Here is a 25,351-nt window from a genome sequence, read left to right as displayed (position 1 = left end):
AGACTGCCACCTTACTTTTGTTCTGACCGTTGGACTGGCCAAGTGACCAAACTAGAAAATATTATGAAACGCGTACGCGCCTTAAACGGCGACAGTGGGCGCGTCTGTGTTGAAACGGATTCCGGCATCGAAAAGATGACTTCGACACAAGCTTTCCGATACAGCGAACTGCGCCAATTAGGCCATGCGGGAACAGCCGTCGCGCCGCAATCTGATCAAGCGTGGTACTCCTTCGCAGAAGCGAGCAGTCGCCTTGGCTGCAATACGGATGCGCTGTTGCAGCATTATGTTGCAAACAACTTGAATTGTTTTGTTCCGGCTGCCGGCCTGCGCGGCGCCTGGACGCAGGACGTTCCGGCGACCCCGAAAGCGTTGGCGTTGAAGGGCGAGGACGTTGCTGAAATCTCAGCGTATGGCAGTGCAAACCTTGACGAGCTTGTACACCCAAGTAACGCAGCAGCGGTCTTCAAGCTGCAAGCGCGAACCTACGTCGACGTGACTGCTTTGCGCATCCCCCATCCTTTGCCGCAAGTTGCCACCGGCAGCGAGTAACCGGGCCGTCTACGCACTCCGGCGATCTTGTCTCGAGAACCAGTAGTGCCCGCTGGCGGCAAGAGTGCCCGACGATATTGCAGGGTCGGGCAGGCCGAGGGCACGACAATGATTGTCAGCCGTTAACAGCTTGCGTTGCTGCCGGAGAACTGACCGCGCACTTCAGGGCAGCGATTCAACGAGCTCGTCAGTGTCGACTTCTTCAGACCGTTCGTAGTCGTCCTGCGCGTTGATGGCTGTATCGAAGTCATTGTTAACGTCGTCGTACTCGAAGTCATCCTCGATCCCCGCAAACTGTTTGGCGAGAGCGGCCTCCGCCTCAGCGTTAAGCCGCTGGTCGCGCTCTTCGGCGCTCTCGTCAGCCTGCTCGTCCGGGCGCAATGAGGCTCGCGGACCGCGCATTTCGTTGAGGTCACCGTCAAGGTCGGAAAGCGTGTCCATAACTTCCATAGTGACTTCCAGCTCATCCTCGGTCTGGCCAAACACAGGCAACGCGAGCCATGTGATCGCGATAGCTGTCACCAGAAATTGCCAGTTGCTCATAGTCCGATCCTTATAGAGCGCTGTTTTCAAAAGACGTCAATTTGCAGCCGAAACTCGCGAACATTGGTGCCGTGTTCAAGCGTTGCAACAACCTCACCAGCCACGTCTGCCGTAGCGACAAACGTCAGCGGCAAAAGATTGCGGCCACTTTGCACGTTGGTCAACCAGTTAACCTCGCGCTTTCCGGGAAAACCCATGTGCTCAATGCCTGCCGGCAGCTGCAGGGTCAGGCTGGCGGCTGTCAGCGCCGATGAACTGGTGAAGACCAGATTCACTACCCGAGGTTCGCCAATCGTCAGGCTGACTACCGGATACTGCGTGAGAGCGGCGGGCAAAGGTGTGTCGACCCGCACAGCATTGGTAATCCACAGCCCAATTAATGCAATCAGCCCGACGGCCAGCGCCGTAGCCAGCCATCGGTTGCGATGCTGTCGGCTGCCTTCGTTGGCGGCATTGTCCAGCGCCTTGGCAAAAAACTCTTCGTCCGGAATGGGCACGGACGATTCACCAAACGCCTGCAGCAGTTCGCGCAGCTCGCGTTCGCGTCCAGTCAATCGTTGGCAGGACACGCAGTCGGCAACATGAGCTTCAATCGCGCTGCGGTCGACCGCCGGCAGCATGTCATCGATATATTCATCCAACTGATCGCGAACTGTCACGCAGGCCATTTCATCTCCTTCTCTCCCTGATTGTTACCCGCTGTTCGTTACAGAAAAGTCCCATCATCCGGCAAAATTTCCCGCAACCGGGCCCGGGCCTGGTGCAGTCTGGACTTTATCGTGCCGATTGAGTCCCCGGTAATACTTTGTATCTCGGCGAGCTTGTAGCTTTCTGCATCGTGCAGCAACAGGGTCACCCGCTGCGCCTCGTTCAACATTTCAAGTGCCCGGCCCAGCGTCTGCACCTGTTCGCGCCACACTACGTCGTGCAGGTTGTCACCGGTACTGCTGAGGCTGTCCACCCTGTTGCCGGTCAAGCCCCGGACTTCGTCCGTGAGTGCGCGCTGATGCGAAAATCGATGCTGATCGTCAATGAAACGGTTGTACATTTCCCCCGCAAGCCAGGTAGCTGCCTGGCCCTGCTCTTGCAGTTCTTGCAGGCGTGGGAAGAGACGCGCGAGCACGTCCTGAAACAGGTCGTCGGCATCAATCTTGCTGGCCGTCAGACGGCAGGCCAGTCTGTACAGTTTGGGGAGATACGGTCTCAGCAATCGCTCGAACTCTTGCCTGTTTTGTTTCGAACTCATCGTAATACTGCTTCTCGTACACCGGCTATTGAGTAACTGGCCATCTGTGGCGGTGACCGGTCTGTGCTGCCACCTTGCATCGACGGTTTCTTTGCGTTCAGAGCAGGACCGCGTGATTCAGGATTGCTGCCAATAGTTGCAGGCTGAGTCCCGGACGACTGTGAACGGGTGAACAGTTCAGATATGCAGGCGAATGATGAAATAGTGATCAAGCAACAGCGCTGCAAACAGCACCATTAGGTAATTGATCGAAAAACGAAAGACGCGCATGGGCAAATCCAGTCCATCGTTCTTCAACAGTAGCCACGCGTAATAGAGGAAGGCGGCGCCGAGCAACAGCGCGGTCACAAGGTATATCAAGCCACTCATGCCGGACAGGTAAGGCATGACCGTAATCAACACCAGCAATATGGTGTAGAGCATTATGTATTTGCGGGTGAACGCATTGCCGTGAGTGACCGGCAACATCGGAATGCCTGCGTTTTTGTAATCATCTTTGCGGGCAATGGCGAGCGCCCAGAAATGTGGCGGTGTCCAGATGAATATGATCAGGAACAGCAGTAACGCGTCACTGTGGATTTCACCGGTAACAGCGGTCCAGCCCAGCACCGGCGGTGCGGCACCGGCCGCGCCACCGATTACAATGTTTTGTGGAGTCGCTCGTTTCAGGTAAACGGTATAGATGATTGCGTAACCGATAAGCGATGCGAATGTCAGGACAGCCGTCAGGGCATTAACGAGAACCGTCAGAATCAACATCGACAGCGCGCCCAGCGCCACCGCAAATATTAATGCCTGGCGCTCGTTCAGTTTGCCCTGTGGCAAAGGCCGCGAACGGGTGCGTGCCATCTTTTCGTCAATACGGGCATCGAGCAAATGATTGATCACGGCTGCCGATGAGGCGGCAAGACCAATGCCGACAGTTCCAAACACCAGCGCGGCAATATTGGGTAATCCCGGTACAGCGAGAAACATTCCGACCACGGCGGTAAACACGATGAGCATTACGACGCGGGGCTTGGTCAGCTCGTAATAGTCACGCCATTGCGTCATGTAATGCAGGCTGCTCGTGTTCAAACCCGGTCCTCCGCGTGCCTGCTCACTAGCCGATGCTCGACAGTTTCAGCAGGTGTTCGATGTCGTCAACCAGGTCGCGTGGCGTTATGTCCGTCGGAAAATACATCACAAGATTGCCGAGCGGGTCAATCAGGTAATAGCCACCGGAATCGTCGTCAAATGGGTGTGTATTGTTCAACAAACGGTCTGCCGCTGACTCTTGTAGGGCAATCAAGCCTGCGTGCTCCTCGGTTAGCAACAGGGTATCCGGCGCCTCAGAACCGTGCAACATCACCCGGACCACCCGGTTCATGTCGTTACCGAGCATCAGCCGACTTTGCCGCAACTTGTACAAAGCATCGCCGCAAGTCGTTGCGCATGGCGCCGGGTATACGTAGACCAGTGCCCAATGATCGGCAATTGCCCCGGTAAAAGCCGTTTCGCCAAGTATGTCATTCACGTTTTGAATCGGCGTGAGCAACTCTCCATGATTCGTAGTCGCCTGCGGCCGTGGCGCGTTACCGCTGTAATACATCCAGCTGGCCGCCACCAGTGGTAACAAGAATACCAGCCCGACCAGCAGCAATTGCAGGCGTCCGGAACGCTTCCTGTCAGGTCCGTTGTTCATGCCTGAATTTTTTCCTGAGTTGATAAACCAGAATTACCAATACGGTTAACGCCAGTGCGGACCACTGGAACGCATAGCCGTAATGCATCATCGACCCTTTCTCCGGCGGTCGCCAGCTCCTTCCGTAGCCATCGCTGGCCTCCGGCGCCAGCAACAAAATCATTTCTGAGACCGGTCGACCCAGTTCAGACGCCAGGTCAGAGATTTCAGGATAGACCGCCACTTTCGGCCAGCTTTGGTTGGCTCGCACGGCGCGGTCCGGGCGCAGTGCCACCCGCGGCAGACGGCCGACCCGCGCAGATAGGTCACGAATCTCGCTCCCGACAGAAATCGCCGGCAATTCGTCGCTGTTTCGCGGTTTGGCAAGCCAGCCGCGATTGACGAGTACGACCTGGTCTCCGCCAGCCACCTCGAATGGCGTTACAACGTAATAGCCGACCCGACCATTGTTCACGATATTGTCGATCAGAAACTGTTGCTCTGGCAGGTAACGTCCGCGGGTGGTCACCGGCTGAAAACGAAGCGGCTCCGTAACACTTGCCAGCTCAACCGGCGTCGCATTTTCGTCAAACAGCGCGGCAGTGGCTTCCTTCTCCTCGGCCCGGTCTAGCTGCCAGTTCGCGAGTGAGACGAACATGACAATCAACAGGACCCCCGCCACTGGCGGAAGCCACTTCATTGCCATCTGCTGAATGTTTCGTGTCTCGATCACGTTATAATGCCGTACTGGCAGTTGCTCACTGGAGCCTCAATGAAATTCTTTATTATCGCAATGCTGATTGCGATTGTGGCAAGTCTGGGTTCTGGCCTGTTTTATCTTAGTAAAGATGGGCAGGGTTCGTCGCGCGTGCTCAAGTCACTGCAAATCCGGGTCGCATTGTCAGTCGTCTTGCTGCTGGCGTTGCTTGCGTCGTACTTTCTGGGCTGGCTGGGGCCAATGCCTGGGTCGTAAGACCCGGCATTGCAGGGACGGCGTACAGCCAGCCCATTGAGACCCAGCAAAAAAAGCGGCGCCTTTAGCGCCGCTTTTTTTTACATCCAGTAAACGAAGACGTATAGGCCGAGCCAGACCACGTCGACAAAATGCCAGTACCACGCGACGGCCTCAAAGCCGAAATGATTCTTCGGAGTAAAGTGCCCTTTCATCGTGCGCACCCACATGACCGTCAGCATTATTGCGCCAATCGTTACGTGCATGCCGTGGAAACCCGTCAGCATGTAGAACGTTGCGCCGTAAATGCCCGAGGTCATTGTCAGGTTCATCTCCTGGTAGGCGTGGATGTACTCCTCCGCCTGCATGACCACGAAGAAGTAACCCAGCAAGAATGTTGCTGCCAGGAAGACGTTCAGGATCTTGCGCTGATTGTGCAGCAGCGCGTGGTGCGCGATTGTAATCGTGACACTGGACAACAACAGGATCGCGGTGTTCAGCAAAGGCAGACCGAACGGACCCATCTTTTCGTACTCACCGCCCATTTCTGCCGGGCCGTTGGTCGGCCAGGTGTTTTCGAAACCTGACCAGAGCAGCATATTGGTAAAGAAGTTGTTGCTGTCTCCGCCAAGCCAGGGCACGGACATGTTGCGGGCATAGAACAGAGCGCCGAAAAACGCCGAAAAGAACATAACTTCGGAGAAAATGAACCAGAACATGCCCATGCGGAAGGACTTGTCGACCTGACTGTTGTACAAACCGCCCCGACTTTCCGCGATCACGTTCGAAAACCAGCCGGTCAGCATGAAGATGACGATCGCCGCGCCGAAAAGCATGACCCAGTAACCTGCGTCCGAACCGTTGAACCAGGTCGATACTCCAACCATCAAAAAGAACAGGCCAATTGAACCGACCACTGGCCAGTGACTGCCGTGGGGGACGTAATAACGATCTTCAGCGTGTGATGACATGTGGGTATCCGAAACTTACTGGTTGGAAGTGGCGGCCTGCCGACTGTTGTCGGTCAGGCGGGCTGTGTCGAAAAACGTATATGACAAGGTGAGCGTATCGACGTAGTCGGGCAGCTCTGAATCAACAATAAAACGCACCAGCAATTCGCGTTCTTCATTGGCCGCAAATTCCTGGTAGGTAAAGCAGAAGCAATCCAGCTTCTTGAAAAAACTGCCCGCGATCGATGGTGCGACGCTGGGCACGGCCTGCGCTATCTTGCTGCGGCCGGTTAAATTGCGTGCGGTAAACACTGCTTCGTACAAACCACCCGCCTGCACTGTCATGGACTCGACGGTTGGTTCGAAAGCGAACGGCGCGAACTCATTGACCGTAGTCACAAACTCGAGCTGTATCTCACGGCTCTCATCCCGATTCTCTTCCATAACCACCGCGGTTTCGTTGGTTCTGCCGCCGAAACCGGTGAGGTCGCAAAATACGTCGTACAGAGGAACAAGCAGGAATCCGAAACCAAACATTCCGACGGCCATCACCAGCAAGCGAACTGCCAGTGAACGGTTATCGTTGTTGGCTGAAGTGCCCCGCGTGCTCATGGCTGTCTCAGCGTAATCCGCTAATTGTTATGAAACCGATGTACACCACCAACGCAATGCCTGCGAACAGCAACGTATGATTGCGTATGCGGCGCTTCTGCTGAAGTTCGCTATTACGAATTTGGTCCATCACTCAAATGCTCCGGCTTTCGACAATTTCGGTGGCTCATCGAACGTGTGATAAGGCGCAGGCGAAGGTACGGTCCATTCCAGACCCTTCGGGTTTTCCCATACTTCCGCCGTGGCCGTATCGCCTTTGCCGCGCGCGCACTGGATTACGATGTAAGCAAACAACAATTGCGATACACCGAAGCCGATCGCGCCAATACTTGCAACGGCATTGAAATCGGTAAACTGGGTGGCGTAGTCAGGTATGCGTCGTGGCATCCCCGCGAGGCCCAGGAAGTGCATTGGGAAGAACGTGAGATTGACGAATATCGTCGACAACCAGAAATGCCATTGTCCCAGCTTCTCGTTGTACATCGTGCCGGTCCACTTCGGCAGCCAGTAGTAGGCAGCCGCCATGATGCCAAAGACGGCACCCGGTACCAGTACGTAATGGAAGTGAGCTACGACAAAGTATGAGTCGTGGTACTGAATGTCAGCTGGCACGATAGCCAGCATCAGGCCCGAGAAACCACCAATCGTGAACAGGAACAGGAACGACAGCGCGAACAGCATCGGAGTTTCAAAGGTCATGGAACCGCGCCACATGGTTGCGGTCCAGTTGAATACTTTCACGCCGGTCGGGACGGAGATGAGCATCGTCGCGAACATGAAGAACAACTGACCGGTCAGCGGCATGCCGACCGTGAACATGTGATGCGCCCAGACAATGAACGACAGGAAGCCAATACTGGCTGTTGCGTACACCATCGAGTCATGCCCGAACAGCGGCTTGCGGGCAAAGGTCGGGATGATCTCAGACACCACGCCGAATGCCGGCAGGATCATGATGTACACCTCGGGATGACCGAAGAACCAGAAGATGTGCTGGAACATGACCGGGTCACCGCCGCCGGCGGCAAGGAAGAAGCTGGTGCCGAAGAACTGGTCCGTCAGCAGCATGGTGACTGCGCCAGCGAGTACCGGCATTACGGCAATCAGCAGGTAGGCCGTAATCAACCAGGTCCAGACAAACATCGGCATCTTCAACAAGGTCATTTCCGGTGTGCGCATGTTGATGATCGTTACGATGACGTTGATCGCGCCCATGATCGAGCTGAAACCCATCAGATGGACGGCAAAAATCAGGAACGGAAACGCATCGCCTGTCTGCAGAACCAGCGGCGGATACATGGTCCAGCCGCCGGCCGGTGCGCCGCCTGGCATGAACAGCGTGGACAGCAGCATCGTGAAGGCAACGGGCAGAATCCAGAACGACCAGTTGTTCATGCGCGGCAACGCCATGTCAGGCGCACCAATCATCAACGGCACCATCCAGTTTGCGAGGCCCACAAAGGCCGGCATAACGGCGCCGAAAATCATGATCAGCGCGTGCATCGTGGTCATCTGGTTGAAGAACTCGGGATGCACGAATTGCAAGCCCGGGCTAAACAGCTCTGAGCGAATGACGAGGGCCATAGAGCCACCGACAAAGAACATGATCAGACTGAAGATCAGGTACATGTTGCCGATGTCTTTGTGGTTCGTCGTGAACAGCCAGCGCTTGATGCCTTTGGCTGGTCCGTGGTGATCGTGGTCGTCGTGGCTCGCGGCTGCGTCCGTCACTGCAGTACTCATCAATCTATCTCCAGCAGCGCGCCCTCTAACGGGCCCGCCGGTATTCCAAACTGTTAGTTAGCGGCGACTGGCGCCGTGTTGTCCTGCTCTGCGGCCAGCCAGGCAGCAAATGCCTCCGGCTCAACCACTTCAACGACAACGGGCATATAGCCGTGATCCTTGCCGCACAACTCCGCGCACTGTCCGCGGAACGTTCCGGTTTCTTCTGCACGGAACCACATCTCGTTCATGTAGCCCGGGATTGCGTCTTTTTTGATCGACAGCTCCGGAACCCACCATGCATGGATAACGTCATTCGAGGTCAGTAGCAGGCGAACCTTGCTGCCTTTGGGCACAACCAGCGGTCGGTCAACTTCAAGCAGGTAGTTGTCGACGCTGAACGGGTCGATACCGGAATTCTTACGTCGGGCATCCGCACTGGTCCGGGCAAGACTGCTGAAGAACGCTACATCTTCATTCTGATAGCTGTAATGCCACTTCCACTGGTAACCGGTGATGACCACTGTCATGTCGGGTTTACGGCTGTCTTCGAGTTTGACCAGCGTTTCGGCCGACGGCACAGCCATCACCAGAAGAATAATGATCGGGATGATGGTCCAGACTATTTCCGCGGTCGTACTGTGCGAAAAGCTGGCGGGCTTCACGCCCTGAGATTTCCGATGCTTGACCATCGAATAGATCATCACACCGAATACACCGAAGCCGATGGCTACACACCACCAGAACACCATCATGTGCAGCCCGTAGGTTTCCACACTCAATTCGGTTACGCCTTTCGGCATATTCAGCGTCCAGTCCGCGAAGGCATTGCCGGCAAACAGTAGTCCGGCCGCGCTGAGGCACAGTTTTCGTATCATCGAAGCTTCACCCGGTGACTCGTGTCACCCAAAATTCCATCCAGTACGTAAGGCACGCGTTACATCGTCACCAAGCTCGGCAAAGCAAAGCCAAGCCGATAGCCACCGCAGCCTGTCGTTAAGTCAGGGCTGTCGATTCACCGCAAAACCGTACCGCTAACTTCGGCTGTGAGGCCAAAATCACGAGTCGGTTTCAGGGTGGCAAGTCCGGGTACCTTGAGCTCCGCTCAGTGTTCGGAGGCTTTAAGCCTGCATGCGGGTACCCGGCAGTTCCGCTGCCCGGTATCCAATGTCGACACCGGCTGGTCAAAAAGCCAGCGAAGTTTACTGAAAGCGCGTACGGCTTGCAAACAGACGGACCGTCGGCGCGGAAGACAAATTATTTCATTAACAACCACTTAGCCCGCGGACCTGATTTGGCTTGTGGAAACTTTCCGGCAAATCTAGCGACTGCGTCGCCGACCGCGCAAATCGTCGACATTGAAACTGAACTCGCTGCTGTTAACGGGCGGGCCGCCACCCCAAGCATGTCCGTACACCAATTCAAGCGTAAGCCTAAGCCGCTGCTCATGAAATTGACTATCCAGCGCTTCCTTGATTCGGCCGAATCGTTGTTTGCCCGTCAGAGAACGGCGTCGGCCAGCAAGGGTATTGCGAGCGCCGGTCACGGTCAGGTCGCGAAACAGAGCGCGGGTATCGCTGTATTCGATGTGCAGGTGGTCGATATCCAGCACGGGGTCACGCAGGCCCGCGCGCACCAGCGCGTCACCGACATTGTGCATATCGGCAAACTCCCGCACGTGGGCTGGCGCATCTTCCTGAAATGCGCTGCGGAGTTCATGGAGGCTTTCCGGGCCGAGCGCGGAAAACGCGAACAGGCCGTCTTTGCGCAAGACCCGCGCGACCTCGTGGAACAGCATCGGCAGATCGGCGATCCACGGCAGTAACAGGTTCGCAACCACGACGTCCACGCTCCCGTCTTTCAGGGGAATTGCCTCTGCGTTTGCTTGCAGTACTTTGCTTCGGGAAAACAGCGAGCTCGCCTGACGGTTGCGTCGCAGCATGTTGAGGGACAGGTCGAGGCCGAACAATTGACTGCCACGAAAGCGTTTACCGAGTTCCTGATTGAGCGCGCCTGTCCCTGCCCCCAGGATCAGTACCCGCTCCACGTCCAGCTGCATGGGCTGCAGGCGGTCAAGCAGGCCGGCGCGGCTGGTCGCAAACAGAAATTCGGCTGCGTCACTGTCGCCTGCGCAGCGGTCGAAGCGTCTCTGCACTTCTCGCTGGCGTGGCGTTTTTGTATCTGGCGGTTCCATGGCGGGCGATAGCATACGGGCAATGCAGGCGCACCGCGATACGGTCTGGCGGCCGATTATCTGCCAATGTCACTGGGAAACACGGATCGCGGTGTTGGCAGCGGTTTGCGAGCATCGAGGCATGCACATTGGCGCTCTGATAGCTCGCGGTTTCCCGACGGTATGCGTCTTTTGCGCGCAGCCCGTGCATGGTGGACGCTTGTGTGATGGCTGTCGCCGAGATCTCCCTGCGCTCGGCCCCGTCTGCCCGCTTTGCAGTGAGCCCTTGCCGATTTCGGCAGCTGACGATCTGTGCTGCGGCCGTTGCCAGCAGCGCCCGCCCCCATGGTCGAAATGCCGCGCGGCGCTGCCCTACGAGTGGCCCGTAAGTACTGCATTGAAAGCGCTGAAGTTTTCCGCACAGCTGGCGTATGCAGCCGCGTTCGCGGAGATCATGCTGCCGATACTCCAGCGGGAATTCGCATCTGTGGATGCATTGGTGCCGGTCCCCCTGCATCGCTGGCGACAGGCATTCCGAGGTTTTAACCAGGCGCAGGAAATTTGCCGGCCATTGGCACGAGCAACAGGGTTGCGCATAGAAACTGCGCCGCGCCGGGTGCGCGCTACCGCGGCGCAGAGTGGCCTCGGTCGTGCAGCGCGTCGCCGCAATTTGCGTGCTGCCTTTGCATTGGCGGCGCCGCTCCGGTGTCAGTACCCGCTGTTGATCGACGATGTCATGACCACCGGCGAAACCTGCTGGCAGCTCAGCCTCTTGCTGCGGGCGAACGGTGCCAAACAAGTCGGTGTATTGACGGTGGCGCGAGCGGCGAACGGGCGTCAGCCCGGTAGCGGAGTCTCAAAGGTGTAGTGCAGGACAATGCCGATAAACACCGCCATGCCTATATAGTGGTTGTGCAGAAATGCCTTGAAGCAACCGTCGCGGTCCCGATCGCGCGCCAGCCATTGATGCCAGGCCATCATGAGCGCCGCGATCAGCAGCGAGGCAAAGTACCACGGCCCCAGTTCCGCCATATTGCCAGCGAAAATCAACGCCACCAGCATAAGTACCTGCAGCGCACCGATAACAAACAGATCAGCATCGCCAAACAGGATCGCCGTGGATTTCACGCCGATCTTCAGATCGTCCTCGCGATCAACCATGGCGTAAAAGCTGTCGTAAATCGTGGCCCAGATCAGCGCGGCAAGAAACACGATCCAGGCGAGCTGCGGCGTTTGCCCTGTTTGCGCGGCAAAGGCCATCGGTACAGCCCAGCCGAACGCGGCGCCGAGGAAAAACTGCGGCACGGAAATAAACCGTTTGATAAACGGGTACACGACGGTGAGTCCGGCACCGACCACGGCCAGAATCTGTGCCTGACTGTTCAGCATGGAAGCGAGCCCGATCGCGATCAGCGACAACGCGACGAACAATGCGAGCGCTTCCAACGGCGCCACGGCGCCGCTGGGTATCGGCCGGTTACGGGTCCGTTCGACGTACGGGTCAATATTTCGGTCCGCGAAGTCGTTCAATACGCAGCCAGCGGCGCGCATTACCACGACGCCGAGTACGAAGACGACGAACAGGCCGGAATCGGGATGCCCTTCGCCTGCCAGCCATAACGCCCACAAGGTCGGCCACATCAACAGCCAGATACCTATCGGCCGATTCATTCGCATCAGCAACAGGTAATTGCGGAGCTGGCTCAGCAAAGCGGCATTGCCCGAGCTGCGGTTCACGGGTTTGTTGGTATTCATTGCAGCGAGAGTGTACTGAATTCCGCGGATGCGACCACTGTGAAAGCACACCGCTGCTTAAACAAACGGATCAAACCTTACCGTAGCGACCAGCGTCGGCAATCCAGCGGCGCACCAGTGCCGTCGCGATGGCCGGGCTTTCCCGCAGTACGGTTTGCGCTGTCTTTTGCACCTTGGGCATCAGTTCGCCGTCGCGGCTGAGATCGGCAATGCGGTATTGCGGCAAACCGGTCTGGCGCGTGCCCAGCAGTTCACCCGGCCCGCGCAGTTCGAGATCCCGTTGCGCGACGATGAAGCCGTCGTTGGTATCGCGCAAGACACCCAGACGACTTTTCGCGATCTTACCGAGCGGTTGTTTGTAGAGCAGCACGCAATGGCTTTGCGCGGCGCCGCGGCCAACGCGGCCACGCAGCTGATGCAACTGCGACAGACCCATGCGTTCCGCGTTCTCGATAATCATCAGGCTGGCGTTGGCGACATCGACACCGACTTCAATAACCGTCGTCGCGACGAGCAGATGGATGTCGCCGGCCTTGAACGCGCGCATGATCAGGTCCCGGTCCGGACCTTTCATGCGTCCGTGCACGAGCCCGATCCGCAACTCAGGCAAAGCCTCGCTGAGCTGTGCATAACTCAGTTCGGCGGCCTGAAAATCAAGCAACTCTGATTCTTCAATCAGCGGGCAAACCCAGTAGGCCTGTTGACCTTGAGCGCAGGCTTCGCGGACTCGCTCAATAACCTGTTCGCGGCGCGTTTCCGGCAGTGCCACTGTAGTAACTGGCTGCCTTCCCGGCGGCAACTCATCAATGATCGAGGTGTCGAGATCAGCATACGCTGCCATCGCCAGCGTCCTCGGGATTGGTGTGGCGGTCATCACCAGCTGGTGTGGCTGACCCAGACCGTCAGCACCTTTGTCGCGCAATGCCATGCGTTGGTGAACGCCGAAGCGGTGCTGCTCATCAATTACGATGAGACCCAGCCTGTGAAAATCGACACGGTCCTGAAACAGCGCATGCGTGCCAACAATCAGGCGGGCGTCGCCGTTCGCAATCGACGCCTGTGACTCGCGCCGTGCCGCCGCGCGTTGGCTTCCGGCGAGCCAGCAAGGCTCGATGCCCAGCGGTTCGAACCAGGACTCAAAACTCTGCAAGTGCTGTTCGGCCAACAGCTCAGTGGGTGCCATAACGGCAGCCTGCAAGCCGCTGCCGATAGCCTGCAAACAGGCCATCGCTGCAACCACGGTCTTGCCCGAGCCGACATCGCCCTGAATCAGGCGCATCATCGGCTGCGCCAGTTTCAGGTCTGCGAGAATTTCGTCGATCACCCGCGTTTGTGCGCCGGTCATTGTGAACGGCAGGCTCTGCAGGAATTGTTTGTGCAAGCCTGCGTCGGTCGGTAACGGGGGAGATTTTTCCTGACTGGCGAGCCGGCGCAGGTTGCGCAGACTCAGGTAGTGCGCGAGCAGTTCTTCAAATGCCAGGCGTTGTTGACAAGGATGCGTGCCGCTCGCCAGCAGTGCCAGGTCGGCATCCACGGGTGGCTGGTGCAGGTAGCTCAATGCTTCAGCCAGCGTTGGCATTTCAAGTTCGTCGCGCAGGCTGTCAGGCAGCAGCTCGGCGGGCGGTGCACGGCGCATGATCGCGACTGCCTGTGCTGCAAGACTGCGCATACGGCCCTGCGGTACGCCGTCAGTAATAGGGTAAATCGGAGTCAGGGTATCGCTGGCGAGCGGGTTGTTGCCCTCGCGAACGATGCGGTATTCCGGGTGGACAATTTCCATTCCAGCGCTGCCAAGTCGTGCATCGCCAAAGCAGGCAAGCTTTACGCCGGGCCGGAACTGCGCCTGTTGTTGTGAGGAAAAATGAAAAAAGCGCAGGGTGAGCTGTCCACTGCCATCCGCTATACGGACCAGCAAGCTGCGTCGGCCGCGAAACACGGTTTCCGCCAGCAGGACCTCGCCACAAACCAGGCTGCGGGTCCCTGGCAGTAACTCACCAATCCGCCGTACCGTTGTGCGGTCTTCGTAGCGCAACGGCAGCAGAAACAGCAGGTCTTCAACATTTTCCAGGCGTAGCCTGGCAAGTTTCTGAACGAGAGCCGGACCAACCCCTTTCAGTGTCGTCAGTGCGGCATGCAGGGGTTGGTCGGCCACGTGGGCAAGTCAGTTCAAGAGGCGGCCAGAACTGCCTCGGCCTCGATATCCGTGCCTTTAGGCAGGCTGGCGACGCCGATGGCGGCGCGCGCCGGGTAGGGTTCAGTGAAGTATTGGGCCATGACTTCATTGACCGTGGCGAAACTGCTGAGATCGGTAAGGAAAATATTCACTTTTACGATGTCATCGGTTGAGCCGCCCGCGGCTTCGCAAATAGCCGCCATGTTCTTGAATACCTGGTGTGCGCGTGCGGCAAAATCACCCTCAACGATTTCCATGCTGACCGGATCAAGCGGTAACTGCCCGGACATGAATACGAGTCCGTTTACTTCTACTGCCTGCGAGTAGGTGCCAATGGCGGCAGGCGCGTTATCACTGTGTATGACTTTCCTGGACAAGACTGTCTCCTGAGGTTCTGTACTGGGTTAACTAATTCTAGGCGCAGTCGCGGGTGACGCGAGCCACGTTTTGCATTGTTCGTACGCGACGCATGATGTTTGCCAGATGCGTGCGGTCCCGAATCGTAATCAGGAACGTGAGCTCGGAACAGTCGTCGTGCCGGTCTCCGACCGATACCTGTTCAATATTGGAGCCGGCATCGGCGATTGTGGCCGCCACTTCGGCGAGTACGCCGGTGCGATTGATGGTTTCGATCCGGATCTGGGTGGTGAATTCGCGCTGCAGTTCTTTCTCCCAATCAACGGAGATCCACTTATCGGGCTGCTTGCGGAAATTCGAAAGATTGCCGCAGTTATTGCGGTGGATCACGATACCGCGACCAGTGCTCAGGTAACCCATGACCTCGTCGCCCGGGATCGGGTAGCAACACTTGGCGTAGGTGACAACGAGCCCTTCCGTACCGGATATCGTCAAGCTCGCCCTGGCATCTTTCTTTTCGCCGTCTTCGCTAATGCCAAGCACTACCCGGGCGGCCAATGGCGCGAGCCGCTCACCAAGCCCGAGTTGTTCGTACAGACCTTCCGGGCTGTCGAGGCTGAGTTCATTCAGAGCTTCGCGCATGCGCACTTTGCCGATCTTGCGCAACGATGAGCCCAGGTCCTTGAGTGAGCGATCAAGCAGGCGTTTGCCAAGGTCGGTGGATTCACTGGAGCGCATTTGCTTCATGTACAAGCGAATCGCTGAGCGCGCCTTCGCCGTGGTCACGAAGGTGACCCAGTTCGGGTTCGGTTTCGCGCCGCGCGCAGTGACGATCTCGACAGTCTGGCTATTCTGCAACTGGGTGCGCAGGGGAACCAGGTTGCGATCTACCTTCGCAGCAACACAACGATTGCCGATGTCGGTGTGGACGGCGTAGGCGAAGTCAACGGTTGTCGCGCCTTTCGGCATCGGCATGATGTCGCCTTTGGGCGTGAACACGTAGATCTTGTCCGGGAACAGGTCAACTTTCACGTTCTCCAGGAACTCTTCCGAACTGCCTTGTTCCTGAATTTCCACGAGTCGCGACAACCATTCGCGTGCGCGCCGCTGCGGTGTTGCACTCGATTTGTCTTCTGCCTTGTATTGCCAGTGTGCGGCGACGCCTGACTCTGCCACGCGGTTCATTTGTACGGTGCGAATCTGCACTTCGAGCGGCAGCCCTTTCGGACCAAACAGGGTTGTGTGCAGTGACTGGTAGCCGTTGATTCGCGGTATTGCGATGTAGTCCTTAAAGCGCCCGGGCATCGGTTTGTACAAACCATGCACGATGCCGAGCACGCGATAGCAGGTGTTGACGTCGTTCACCACGATACGAAAACCGTATACGTCGACGATGTCGTTCAACAAGCGCTTCTTTTCCGCCATCTTCTTGTAGATGCTGTAAAGGTGCTTCTCGCGGCCTACCACTTCGCCGTCGATCTTCTGTTCCTGGAGCGCTTTGCGCATTCGATCGGCCATCTTGCGCAGTATCTGGCGCTGATTGCCTTTTGAACGACGCAGGGCCTTCTCAAGAACCCGATACCGGTAAGGGTGCAGGTAACGCATGCCCAGGTCTTCGAGATCGACCTTCATGCGGTTGATGCCCAGGCGATTGGCGATCGGTGCGTAAATTTCCAGGGTTTCGCGGGCGATGCGGGCCTGCTTCTCGCGTGGCATGGAATCCAGCGTACGCATGTTATGCAGGCGATCAGCGAGTTTCACGAGGATCACGCGAATGTCCTCGATCATCGCCAGCATCATCTTGCGAAAGCTCTCAGCCTGCGCTTCGGCGCGACTGTTGAATGGCATTTGATCGAGTTTGCTGACGCCATCAACCAGCGTCGCTATCTCGCTGTCGAATTCCTTCTCGAGGTCGGCGATGCCGATCTCGGTGTCTTCAACTACGTCGTGCAGGATTGCGGCGGATATGGCCTGCGCATCCATGTGCATATCGGCCAGTATGCTGGCGACTGCCACGGGGTGGGAAATATAGTCTTCGCCACTCCGGCGGCGCTGGCCTTCGTGGGCGGCGGCGCCGAAGCGGTACGCTTTGACGACCAGCTTTATCTGATCAGGAGTGAGGTAGGTGCGTAGTTTGACCAGCAGCTGCCGCAAACCGTGGTCGCGGCTGGCGGCCCGGCCTGGCAATCTCGCAAGAATGGATGCGGCGTAGTCCATGCTTCATGTTACCTGCAGTTGGGGCTGGCCGCGGCACCCGTGTTGCAGTCAGTCTCCGATTGAGATGCCTCGCATGGGCATGATGTCGTCGTTGCTTTCGGGTTGCATGAAGTCTTCGACAGGCGGCTGCTCGATTTCCTCAAGAATGGACGGCGTGATATGACCGCCGGCAATTTCGCGCAATGCGAGTACCGTCGGCTTGTCATTTTCGATCTCGACCAGGGCATCTGAGCCATGAGCAATGCGTCGCGCGCGTTTGGCGGCGACCAGCACCATTTCAAAGATGTTGTCGATGTTGTGCAGGCAGTCCTCGACCGTAATTCGGGCCATGGGGGTCATTCTCCGTTGCCGGCGCGAGCCGGGTTTTTCGCAAAGACCGGCCAGTTTACAGGATTGTTGCGGAATTACGCCAGAATCTTTTCGATCAGCGGACGCATGCGGTCACTGCGGCAGTGTTCGCAATCGCCGCGCAGCACGGCTTCGAGTTCATCAACTGCCTGGTCCAGATTGTCGTTAACGATGCAGTAGTCGAACTCGTTCCAGTGTGACATATCGCTAAGTGCATCCCGCAGGCGGCGTTCGATCACCGCATCACTGTCAGTCTGGCGGTCGCGCAGGCGGCGTTCCAGCTCAACGCGGGACGGCGGCAGGATAAATATCGTAATGCATTCCGGCATGGACTCCCGGACCTGTCGCGCGCCCTGCCAGTCAATTTCGAGCAGGACGTGGTGGCCGCTGGCCAGGTGTTCTTCGACTTGCTGGCGGCTGGTGCCGTAGTGATTGTCGAAGACCAGCGCTGATTCGAGCAACTCGCCCTTTTCCTGCAGGTCGTGGAAATCAGTAAGGTTCACGAAGAAGTAGTCCCTGCCTTCTTCTTCGTTTCGCCGCTTCTGGCGTGTGGTGTAGGACACCGAGAAACGAATGCCAGGATTCCGGTCTACGAGCTTTCTCACCAGCGTGGTCTTGCCGGCGCCGGACGGTGCAGCAATAACAAACAGCCGTGCGTCGGGGCCTGCCTCGGCGGCTCGCTTGTTCGATTCCCTGTGGGAGACTCTGCTCATGTTTACTCGACGTTCTGGATTTGTTCGCGCATTTGTTCGATCAGCACCTTGAGATCGACCGCGGCCCGGGTGGTGTCGGTATCGGCAGATTTTGACCCCAGTGTATTGGCTTCGCGGTTCAGTTCCTGCATCAGGAAATCCAGTCGGCGGCCCACGGGCTCACTGGCGGCGAGGTTCTGACGAATCTCACTGATATGACTTTCCAGCCGGTCCAGTTCTTCGTCGACGTCAAGCTTCTGGCTGATGAGCGCCAGTTCGACTTCAAGTCGCGCGGGGTCGGCTGCGACATCGAGTTTTGCAATCCGCTCACGCTGCTTTTCCCGGACCCGTGCCAGCACCTCTGGCATACGCGCACGAACGTTGTTGGCGATGACCAGTATTTCGTCGCAGCGTGCACTGAGCATGTCTTCAATGCGACCGCCCTCGCTCGCCCGCATCGTATTGAGCGCGCTCAGGGTCGTAGCCAGCAATTCGCTGCCGGCTGCAAACAGCGGCTCAACGTCCAGCGGCAGCTCTTCGACCACGCCGGGCCAGCGCAATACGTCCAGTGGGTCCATAGGCCGGGTATCGGGCAGCAAGGTCGCGAGTTCTGCGGTGCGTTCCGCAAGGCGGGTCAGCAATTCGTGATTGAGCATCAGGCTGCGCTCACTGCTGGTCGCGCGCCGGAAATGCAGGTGGCAGTCCACTTTGCCGCGCTGCAGATGGTTGCTAACCGCTTGCCGGAGTTCGGATTCCTTGGGACGCAGTTCCTCCGGCAGGCGAAACTGCACATCAAGGTAGCGGTGGTTGACGGCCCGTATTTCACAGGTCAGCGTGCCTAACGGTGACTCGGCGATTTGCCGGGCAAAGCCGGTCATACTGTGCAACATTCACTAACCCCTGATAAATTGGTCCGCCTCGGAAACTGCAGTTCGGGTCACAGACTGGCGGTCCCGTCCGACCCCATACTGGGAAACGTGTTGTACGGGAGCCTGCGGCGGCCATACTAATGGAAGCTCGCGGCCCGTTGAAACCTTTGATCACTGACGGCATTCGTTGCCGGCGAATTCTTCGACAAGAGAGAAGCAATAGTCCATGCAGGAAATATCGACAGCTGAGCTGCGCTGCCCCACAGGCATTGCCGGTCAGGACGGACGTGACAGCATTGCAGAATCACATGCAGATTGAATACAGCAAGGTTTCGGCAATCGGTGATCGCCAGGACAATCAGGACCGCGCGGCTATCGTTGTAGCCGAAAATGCGGCACTGATGTTGGTATTTGATGGCATGGGCGGTCACTCGGATGGCGCGCTGGCGGCAGAAACCGGCATCAAGGTTGTGCAGGACCTGTTCACCAAGATGCCGATGCCCATCTTCGATCCACAAGGGTTCTTGTACATGGCGCTTGCGCGTGCGCACGATGAAATCGTCGCACTCGGCACTGATATCGGTGTTGATTTTCGGCCCCGGGCCACCTGCGCAGTCTGCCTGGTGCAGGAGTCGGGAAGCTACTGGTGCCATATCGGGGACAGCCGCATTTATCTGATGCGCGATGGTCAGCTGGTACAGCGCTCGCGCGATCACAGTCACGTCGAGGTACTGATTCAGGAAGGAGCCATAACCGAGGCCGAAGCCCTCGACCACCCGATGCGGAATTTCGTTGAATGCTGCCTCGGCGGCGATGCTCCGGTCCCCGACATGACGCTGACCCGCAAATTGCCGTTGCTGCCTGGCGACGTTCTGCTGGCCTGTAGCGACGGGCTGTGGTCAGGCCTCAGTGATTCCGAGATTGCACGGCTGGCAACATTGCCGGACAGCCAATTGGGCGACAATCTCAAGTCCCTGAGCGTCAAGGCCCTGACGGCCAACTCGCCTTATAGCGACAATACAACCGGCACCGCCCTGAGATTCATTTCCGCTTAAGCGTGAAACCGCGCGTCAGCGCTGCGTTTTTCAGTAAACTGTGCGGCTCCAACATCCGCCTGCCACCGTCGTGGCGGCTATTCGTCTTTATCTTCCATTTCAGGAGCAAGCAATGCGACCCAGTGGCCGCGCCGCCAACGATCTACGAACCGTGCGATTTATCGCAGACTTTACCCGGCATGCGGAGGGCAGCGTGCTGGCCGAGTTTGGCGACACCCGGGTCTTGTGTACCGCCAGCGTTGAACGTCGCGTGCCGCCATGGATGCGTGGTCAGGGCAGCGGCTGGGTCACCGGTGAATACGGCATGTTGCCGCGTTCAACGCACACCCGTTCCGGTCGCGAAGCAGCGCGCGGCAAGCAAAGCGGCCGTACTCAGGAAATCCAGCGGTTGATTGGCCGGTCACTGCGGGCGGTGATGGACCTTGAAGCGCTGGGTGAGCGCACGGTAACGCTCGACTGCGATGTCTTGCAGGCTGACGGTGGCACCCGGACGGCTGCGATCAGCGGCGCGTATGTTGCGCTGAGCATTGCCATGCAGCGTCTGTGTGCGGCACGGGAACTCAAACGCAACCCGCTGCACGGTCAGATCGCCGCGGTGTCGGTCGGTATATTCGACGGCACGCCCGTGCTGGATCTCGACTATGCCGAGGACTCCAACGCCGAAACTGACATGAACGTGGTGATGAACGAGGCCGGGCACTTTATCGAAGTGCAGGGAACGGCCGAGGGTCATGCCTTCTCACGTGAGGAACTCGCGACATTGCTCGAGCTGGCAGCCAGTGGCGTGAGTACGATCATGACGGCGCAGAACGCTGTGCTGGAATCGGTCTGAGACGAGCCGATGAGTGCGGTTCCACATCGAGTGGTCATTGCTACCGGCAACCGCGGCAAGCTCCGCGAGATTGAAAGCTTGCTGGCGCCGCTTGGGATCGAAGTTTGCGCCCAGACGGATTTTGGTATTCCGGAGGCGGTGGAAGACGGTGACAGCTTTGTGGCCAACGCGCTGATCAAGGCGCGGCATGCGGCGCGACTTACCGGGCTGCCCGCCATTGCGGACGATTCAGGCCTGGCGGTGGACGCGCTGCACGGTGCGCCCGGCGTATTCTCGGCCCGCTACGCCGGGCCACGCGCCAGCGACGATGACAACATCGACAAACTGCTGCATGAACTACGCGCCTGCCCGGAGGCAGAGCGCGGGGCGGGCTTTCATTGCGCGGCGGTTTTCGTTGCCAGCGCGGTGGACGAGTCGCCACTGATCGAGGAAGGCGTGTGGCGTGGCCGAATCGTCGCGACCCGTCGCGGTGCGGGCGGTTTTGGTTACGACCCCGTGTTTTTCGACCCGGAACTGTCGCGTTGTGCAGCCGAATTGAGTGCGGCTGAGAAGAATGCGCGCAGTCACCGCGGCAGGGCATTCCGGGCATTGTGCGATGAACTGGCCGAGCGGTGGGCCTGATGCCACCGCTGGCGCTGTACCTGCACTTGCCGTGGTGCGTCAAAAAATGTCCCTATTGTGACTTCAACTCGCATACCGCCGGCGACGCCATGCCGCGCGAGCGCTACGTAAAGGCACTGCAGCGAGACCTGCTCTACGAATCACCTCATGCCAATGGCCGGGTCATCACCAGCGTGTTCATTGGCGGCGGCACTCCCAGCCTGTTCAGTGGCGATGAGATTGGCCAGTTGCTGGATGCGGTCCGCGAGCACTTCGTTCTTGCCGAGGATGTCGAAGTGACGATGGAGGCCAATCCCGGCACGGTCGAACGCCACCACCTCTCTGGCTACCGCGAAGCCGGAGTGAACCGCTTGTCCCTCGGGGCCCAGAGCTTCAACGCGGGTTCTCTGGCAAGACTCGGTCGGATCCACGGTCCCGGAGAAATAACGCAGGCTGTTGACGACGCGAGGGCGGCCGGTTTCGACAACCTCAATCTCGACCTGATGTTTGCGCTGCCGGGTCAGACCCTGGCCATGGCAGCGGACGATCTGCAGCAGGCGGTCGCGCTGGCGCCGGAGCACCTGTCGCTGTATCAGCTGACGCTGGAGCCGAACACGGTGTTTCACCAGCGACCACCGGCTGAATTGCCGGACGACGAACTCAGCTGGGATATGCAGGAGGCGGCATTTCAGCATCTGCAGCGGGCGGGCTACCGGCGTTACGAGATTTCGGCGTTTGCCCGTGACGGCAGGCACTGTCGGCACAACCGCAATTACTGGACGTTCGGCGACTACCTTGCGGTTGGCGCTGGCGCGCACGGCAAAGTAACCGACAGCGCCGGCGTGGCCTGGCGTTACCGGAAGCCGGCACACCCGCAGGCCTATATGGAATGTGCAGAGCGGGACGACCTTGCTCGGCACCCGTCGCAGCGCATTAGTGAGGCAGACCTGCTGTTCGAATTCATGCTGAATGCGCTGCGTTTACCGGACGGTTTTGCCGAGAGCGACTTTGCGGAGCGGACCGGCCTGCCGTTCGACGTTGCGCGGCCAGGGGTGTCCGATCTTGCGGATCGTGGCCTGATGGAGGCGGCCGGGGTGTCCGGCTGGCGGCCTACGGCACTGGGCTTGCGGTTTCTGAATGAGCTGCAGGCCTACTTCTTGCCTTCCGCAGAGGCGATTGGCTGAGGTCGGTAGCGCCGGCGGAATGTTCCACGCTGCCGCCGTTATGCACAAGCCAGGCCTTAAGCGGCGTTTTTAGCATAATCATGACCGTTGCTCAGTGTCCCTCTGCGGAAAGGCTGATAAACCATTGTTTTTATTGTGTTTAACAAATTGGACACAAAGTAGACATTCTAATGGTGGGGCTTTAAAAATGCCCACTTAGCGCATTCACTCAATTTTCTTCCACAACCTTATCCACAGGTTTTGTGGATAACGATAGGCCGGTGTCAGGGGGCTTGCAGCCTCCGGCACTTAGCTTTATGCTACGCGACCTTTTTGTACCGCGCTGCCACGCCGGAGAACCGAAATGAAAGCCGAGATTCACCCGAACTACAGCGAGACCAAGGTTGCTTGCAGCTGTGGAAACGAGTTCATAACCCGTTCGACCCTCGGCGAGGATCTGGCTATCGAAGTTTGTTCTGCCTGCCATCCTTTCTACACTGGCAAACAGAAGATTCTCGATACCGGTGGCAGGGTCGACAAGTTCCGTCGCAAGTACGGCATGGGCTCCAAAGCCGCGTCCGCAGAGTAATACGTCGCGCACGTTTCGCCCGATCCCAACACGGTTTCGGGCAACGGCCATCACCGCGGACGGCCATGCGCTGGCACTCTCAGTCTGCGCTGGACGCCAAAGCCGCTGTCATTGCAGGAGAAACTACCGTCAGGCGGTAGCTCTCCGGGCCTCGTCTGACCGATAATCAGACCCCGGTATACTGTTCCCGGGGTCGTTCTACACGAGCGTCTGCAAGGCGCAGTTTCGTGATGTTAGGTCGGTCACGCACTTCGGTGCGGACCAACGATTGAGGATAATAATGAGCAAAGACGCGTACACGCTGACTAGAAATGACGGTAGCGGCTCGACCGAGCTGCCGATTCACAAGGGCACCATGGGGCCTGATGTTGTCAACATCAGCGGCCTGTATCAGCAAGAAGGCGTCTTCACCTACGATCCTGGTTACGGTGCAACGGGCTCCTGCGAGAGCAAAATCACCTTTATCGATGGCCAGAAAGGCGTCTTGCTGTATCGCGGTTACCCGGTAGAGCAACTCGCTGCCAAATCCAACTTCATGGAAATCTCGTACCTGCTTCTGTACGGCGAGCTTCCCAGCAAAGAACAGTTGGCGCGTTTCGACACCTCCATTCGCACGCACACGATGCTGAACGAAGGCATGCTGCGTTTCTTCACCGGCTTTCGGTATGACGCGCACCCGATGGCGATGTTGTCGGCGGTTGTCGGTTCCATGTCGGCGTACTACCACGACACGATGGACATCAATAACCCGGATGCGCGTGAAGTTTTTGCTCACCGTATCGTGGCGAAGATGCCAACCATTGCTGCGGCTGCTTACAAGCACACCTGTGGCCAGCCCTTCGTCTACCCGCGCAACGACCTCGGTTACTGCGAAAACATGCTGCAAATGTTCTTCGCTGTGCCTGCTGAGCCGTATGAAATAAATCCGGTAGCGGCCGAAGCCCTCGACCTGCTGTTCATATTGCATGCGGATCACGAACAGAACTGTTCCACGTCAACGGTGCGCATGGCCGGCAGCTCAGGTGCCAACCCCTACTCGGCAATCGCTGCGGGTATTTCAGCACTTTGGGGGCCGGCGCACGGTGGCGCCAACGAAGCTGTATTGCGCATGCTCGAGGCGATCGGTGATGTGAAAAACATTCCGAAGTTCGTAGCGAAGGCGAAAGACAAAAATGACCCGTTCCGTCTGATGGGTTTTGGTCACCGCGTTTACAAGAATTTCGATCCGCGTGCGACGATCATTCGGGAAATGTGCCACAAAGTTCTGAAACAGATGGGGCGCACCAATTCGCCGTTGTTCGATCTCGCGCTTGAGCTCGAGCAGTTCGCGTTGAAGGACGAGTACTTTATCGAGAAAAATCTGTACCCGAACGTCGACTTCTATTCCGGCATCATCTATCGCGCGCTGGGTATCCCGACCTCTATGTTCACGGTAATGTTTGCAATCGGCCGAACGGTTGGCTGGACAGCACACTGGCGGGAAATGATTACCGATCCGAACGGCCGCATCAGTCGACCACGGCAGCTTTACACCGGCGCGCCGACCCGCGACTACGTGTCGATCGATCAGCGCTAAAAAGCGCAGTCTTAATGAAAAAACCCCGCTTTAAGCGGGGTTTTTTTTGTCCTTCTTTTGACGATTGCAGACCGATAATCATTCAGCAGGTGGGAGCCTGCAACAAGCGACGCACGGCGTCGGTATCAGCCCGGCGCATCGGCTTGCCATCAATAGGGCTGATAGGTGCCTGCCGAATTCCGTCAAACGGAAACACTGTGGCTTCTATCAGGGCGTCGTCATGATCGAAGCGGAACGCAGCGTAAGTTTCCGGCCTGTTGCGCCGGCACTTCAGGCGTCTCTCGAACGGTTTGTACGCGATGGGTACGCTGTCCAAAGCGAGGGCAACCAGCTCCGGTGTATCTGTAAAAACATGCAGATTGACGGCTGCCGATTCACCTGCAGTGCCATGCAACACGGGCCCTACCAGCCGCGGCGAAAAATCAGCGAGTACGCTCATTGCTGAAACGGCCGCGCGGCGTAGCGTCTGCAGCAAGCTGGAATGGGATTCGCGACCAAACAAAGCGAGGTGCTCGCTGACGGCCTGTTCGATTTCGGGGTTGCCGGGTAATGAACCACGTTCGCTCATGCCGAGCCTTTCGGCGGCCTTGGTTTTCGCCAGACGATAGTCCTGAATGCCCTGGTCGCAAATAATGCGAGCCGCTTCCTGCGCCAGCATCTGGCGTGCGCGGTCCGTCCCGATAGTGTCTCGTCTGCTCATATCGTAAAGGAC

28 protein-coding genes and 1 pseudogene are annotated in these 25,351 nt (G+C 57.9%); 10 read left to right on the top strand and 19 right to left on the bottom strand.

Annotated features, from left to right (window positions below; all coding sequences use genetic code 11):
• Positions 1-63 precede the first annotated feature (63 nt).
• Positions 64-552: a hypothetical protein gene (locus tag AC0L8N_RS09115; RefSeq protein ID WP_473667329.1), complete on the top strand. Its 489-nt coding sequence runs from the start codon at positions 64-66 to the stop codon at positions 550-552.
• Between the two features lie 162 nt (positions 553-714).
• On the opposite strand, the gene AC0L8N_RS09110 is transcribed toward AC0L8N_RS09115, so the two are convergent.
• From AC0L8N_RS09110 to AC0L8N_RS09085, 6 genes are all read right to left on the bottom strand, one after another.
• Complete coding sequence (locus tag AC0L8N_RS09110; RefSeq protein ID WP_473667328.1) at positions 715-1,095, bottom strand: hypothetical protein; 381 nt, start codon at positions 1,093-1,095, stop codon at positions 715-717.
• Between the two features lie 26 nt (positions 1,096-1,121).
• Positions 1,122-1,763 (bottom strand): anti-sigma factor family protein, encoded by a 642-nt coding sequence (locus AC0L8N_RS09105; protein WP_473667326.1) that lies wholly within the window; start codon positions 1,761-1,763, stop codon positions 1,122-1,124.
• Between the two features lie 38 nt (positions 1,764-1,801).
• On the bottom strand, positions 1,802-2,341 hold the full coding sequence (locus tag AC0L8N_RS09100; RefSeq protein ID WP_473667324.1) for an RNA polymerase sigma factor: 540 nt from the start codon (positions 2,339-2,341) through the stop codon (positions 1,802-1,804).
• Positions 2,342-2,518: 177 nt separating this feature from the next.
• On the bottom strand, positions 2,519-3,394 hold the full coding sequence (locus AC0L8N_RS09095; protein ID WP_473670105.1) for a heme o synthase: 876 nt from the start codon (positions 3,392-3,394) through the stop codon (positions 2,519-2,521).
• Positions 3,395-3,443: 49 nt separating this feature from the next.
• Entirely contained in the window at positions 3,444-4,025 is a 582-nt protein-coding gene (locus tag AC0L8N_RS09090; RefSeq protein WP_473667323.1) for a hypothetical protein, read from the bottom strand.
• Positions 4,009-4,704, bottom strand: coding sequence for an SURF1 family protein (locus AC0L8N_RS09085; RefSeq protein ID WP_473667321.1), 696 nt, complete (start codon positions 4,702-4,704; stop codon positions 4,009-4,011). The genes AC0L8N_RS09090 and AC0L8N_RS09085 overlap by 17 nt, the downstream gene beginning before the upstream one ends.
• Positions 4,705-4,776: 72 nt before the next feature.
• Between AC0L8N_RS09085 and AC0L8N_RS09080 the strand changes: the two genes are divergently transcribed.
• Positions 4,777-4,977: a twin transmembrane helix small protein gene (locus AC0L8N_RS09080; RefSeq protein ID WP_473667319.1), complete on the top strand. Its 201-nt coding sequence runs from the start codon at positions 4,777-4,779 to the stop codon at positions 4,975-4,977.
• Positions 4,978-5,057: 80 nt separating this feature from the next.
• On the opposite strand, the gene AC0L8N_RS09075 is transcribed toward AC0L8N_RS09080, so the two are convergent.
• The 5 genes from AC0L8N_RS09075 to AC0L8N_RS09055 all read right to left on the bottom strand — a co-directional run bounded on the left by AC0L8N_RS09075 (position 5,058) and on the right by AC0L8N_RS09055 (position 10,395).
• Positions 5,058-5,927 (bottom strand): cytochrome c oxidase subunit 3, encoded by an 870-nt coding sequence (locus tag AC0L8N_RS09075; RefSeq protein WP_473667317.1) that lies wholly within the window; start codon positions 5,925-5,927, stop codon positions 5,058-5,060.
• A gap of 15 nt (positions 5,928-5,942) precedes the next feature.
• Entirely contained in the window at positions 5,943-6,518 is a 576-nt protein-coding gene (locus tag AC0L8N_RS09070; RefSeq protein WP_473667316.1) for a cytochrome c oxidase assembly protein, read from the bottom strand.
• A 129-nt stretch (positions 6,519-6,647) separates the two neighbouring features.
• Positions 6,648-8,261, bottom strand: coding sequence for a cytochrome c oxidase subunit I (gene ctaD / locus AC0L8N_RS09065; protein WP_473667314.1), 1,614 nt, complete (start codon positions 8,259-8,261; stop codon positions 6,648-6,650).
• A gap of 53 nt (positions 8,262-8,314) precedes the next feature.
• Positions 8,315-9,118, bottom strand: coding sequence for a cytochrome c oxidase subunit II (gene coxB / locus AC0L8N_RS09060; RefSeq protein WP_473667313.1), 804 nt, complete (start codon positions 9,116-9,118; stop codon positions 8,315-8,317).
• A gap of 443 nt (positions 9,119-9,561) precedes the next feature.
• Positions 9,562-10,395 carry a methyltransferase domain-containing protein gene (locus AC0L8N_RS09055; RefSeq protein WP_473667311.1) on the bottom strand — a complete coding sequence of 278 codons (834 nt, stop codon included), beginning with the start codon at positions 10,393-10,395 and terminating at the stop codon, positions 9,562-9,564.
• Between AC0L8N_RS09055 and AC0L8N_RS09050 the strand changes: the two are divergent.
• Positions 10,298-10,732 (top strand): annotated as a pseudogene (locus tag AC0L8N_RS09050) (double zinc ribbon domain-containing protein); the annotation flags it as partial. The gene AC0L8N_RS09055 and the pseudogene AC0L8N_RS09050 sit on opposite strands and share 98 nt — an antisense overlap.
• Positions 10,733-10,810: 78 nt before the next feature.
• The gene (locus AC0L8N_RS09045; RefSeq protein ID WP_473670252.1) at positions 10,811-11,281 is read left to right on the top strand and encodes a ComF family protein; all 471 of its coding nucleotides are present in this window, start codon (positions 10,811-10,813) and stop codon (positions 11,279-11,281) included.
• Here the strand turns inward: AC0L8N_RS09045 and ubiA are convergent.
• From ubiA to AC0L8N_RS09010, 7 genes are all read right to left on the bottom strand, one after another.
• Entirely contained in the window at positions 11,251-12,168 is a 918-nt protein-coding gene (gene ubiA, locus AC0L8N_RS09040; protein WP_473667310.1) for a 4-hydroxybenzoate octaprenyltransferase, read from the bottom strand. The genes AC0L8N_RS09045 and ubiA overlap by 31 nt on opposite strands.
• A gap of 70 nt (positions 12,169-12,238) precedes the next feature.
• The gene (recG, locus tag AC0L8N_RS09035) at positions 12,239-14,320 is read right to left on the bottom strand and encodes an ATP-dependent DNA helicase RecG (protein WP_473667309.1); all 2,082 of its coding nucleotides are present in this window, start codon (positions 14,318-14,320) and stop codon (positions 12,239-12,241) included.
• 14 nt (positions 14,321-14,334) lie between these two features.
• A complete protein-coding gene (locus AC0L8N_RS09030) occupies positions 14,335-14,718 on the bottom strand; it encodes a RidA family protein (protein ID WP_473667308.1) in 384 nt (127 codons plus the stop codon).
• 37 nt (positions 14,719-14,755) lie between these two features.
• Entirely contained in the window at positions 14,756-16,915 is a 2,160-nt protein-coding gene (locus AC0L8N_RS09025; protein WP_473667306.1) for a RelA/SpoT family protein, read from the bottom strand.
• Between the two features lie 48 nt (positions 16,916-16,963).
• Complete coding sequence (gene rpoZ / locus AC0L8N_RS09020; RefSeq protein ID WP_473667305.1) at positions 16,964-17,245, bottom strand: DNA-directed RNA polymerase subunit omega; 282 nt, start codon at positions 17,243-17,245, stop codon at positions 16,964-16,966.
• A gap of 74 nt (positions 17,246-17,319) precedes the next feature.
• Complete coding sequence (gene gmk, locus AC0L8N_RS09015; RefSeq protein ID WP_473667304.1) at positions 17,320-17,976, bottom strand: guanylate kinase; 657 nt, start codon at positions 17,974-17,976, stop codon at positions 17,320-17,322.
• Between the two features lie 2 nt (positions 17,977-17,978).
• Positions 17,979-18,845, bottom strand: a complete 867-nt coding sequence (locus tag AC0L8N_RS09010) for a YicC/YloC family endoribonuclease (protein WP_473667303.1) — start codon at positions 18,843-18,845, stop codon at positions 17,979-17,981.
• A gap of 287 nt (positions 18,846-19,132) precedes the next feature.
• Here AC0L8N_RS09010 and AC0L8N_RS09005 point away from each other — a divergent pair, with 287 nt between their 5' ends.
• The 6 genes from AC0L8N_RS09005 (at position 19,133) to AC0L8N_RS08980 (ending at position 24,639) form a co-directional block, all read left to right on the top strand.
• Complete coding sequence (locus tag AC0L8N_RS09005) at positions 19,133-19,879, top strand: PP2C family protein-serine/threonine phosphatase (protein WP_473667302.1); 747 nt, start codon at positions 19,133-19,135, stop codon at positions 19,877-19,879.
• A 112-nt stretch (positions 19,880-19,991) separates the two neighbouring features.
• Positions 19,992-20,711 carry a ribonuclease PH gene (rph, locus tag AC0L8N_RS09000; protein ID WP_473667301.1) on the top strand — a complete coding sequence of 240 codons (720 nt, stop codon included), beginning with the start codon at positions 19,992-19,994 and terminating at the stop codon, positions 20,709-20,711.
• 9 nt (positions 20,712-20,720) lie between these two features.
• On the top strand, positions 20,721-21,332 hold the full coding sequence (gene rdgB / locus AC0L8N_RS08995; RefSeq protein WP_473667299.1) for an RdgB/HAM1 family non-canonical purine NTP pyrophosphatase: 612 nt from the start codon (positions 20,721-20,723) through the stop codon (positions 21,330-21,332).
• Positions 21,332-22,495 carry a radical SAM family heme chaperone HemW gene (gene hemW / locus AC0L8N_RS08990; RefSeq protein ID WP_473667298.1) on the top strand — a complete coding sequence of 388 codons (1,164 nt, stop codon included), beginning with the start codon at positions 21,332-21,334 and terminating at the stop codon, positions 22,493-22,495. The genes rdgB and hemW overlap by 1 nt, the downstream gene beginning before the upstream one ends.
• 343 nt (positions 22,496-22,838) lie before the next feature.
• Positions 22,839-23,063, top strand: coding sequence for a 50S ribosomal protein L31 (rpmE, locus tag AC0L8N_RS08985; RefSeq protein ID WP_068618517.1), 225 nt, complete (start codon positions 22,839-22,841; stop codon positions 23,061-23,063).
• A gap of 280 nt (positions 23,064-23,343) precedes the next feature.
• Positions 23,344-24,639: a citrate synthase gene (locus tag AC0L8N_RS08980; protein WP_473667297.1), complete on the top strand. Its 1,296-nt coding sequence runs from the start codon at positions 23,344-23,346 to the stop codon at positions 24,637-24,639.
• 82 nt (positions 24,640-24,721) lie between these two features.
• Here the strand turns inward: AC0L8N_RS08980 and AC0L8N_RS08975 are convergent, their stop codons facing one another.
• Positions 24,722-25,339 carry a hypothetical protein gene (locus tag AC0L8N_RS08975; RefSeq protein ID WP_473667296.1) on the bottom strand — a complete coding sequence of 206 codons (618 nt, stop codon included), beginning with the start codon at positions 25,337-25,339 and terminating at the stop codon, positions 24,722-24,724.
• Positions 25,340-25,351: the final 12 nt, after the last annotated feature.

It is taken from the genome of Woeseia sp. D3-10 (assembly GCF_055809415.1).
The sequence above is the reverse complement of the archived record's forward strand: the minus strand, read 5'-3'. Positions and strand labels throughout refer to the sequence as shown.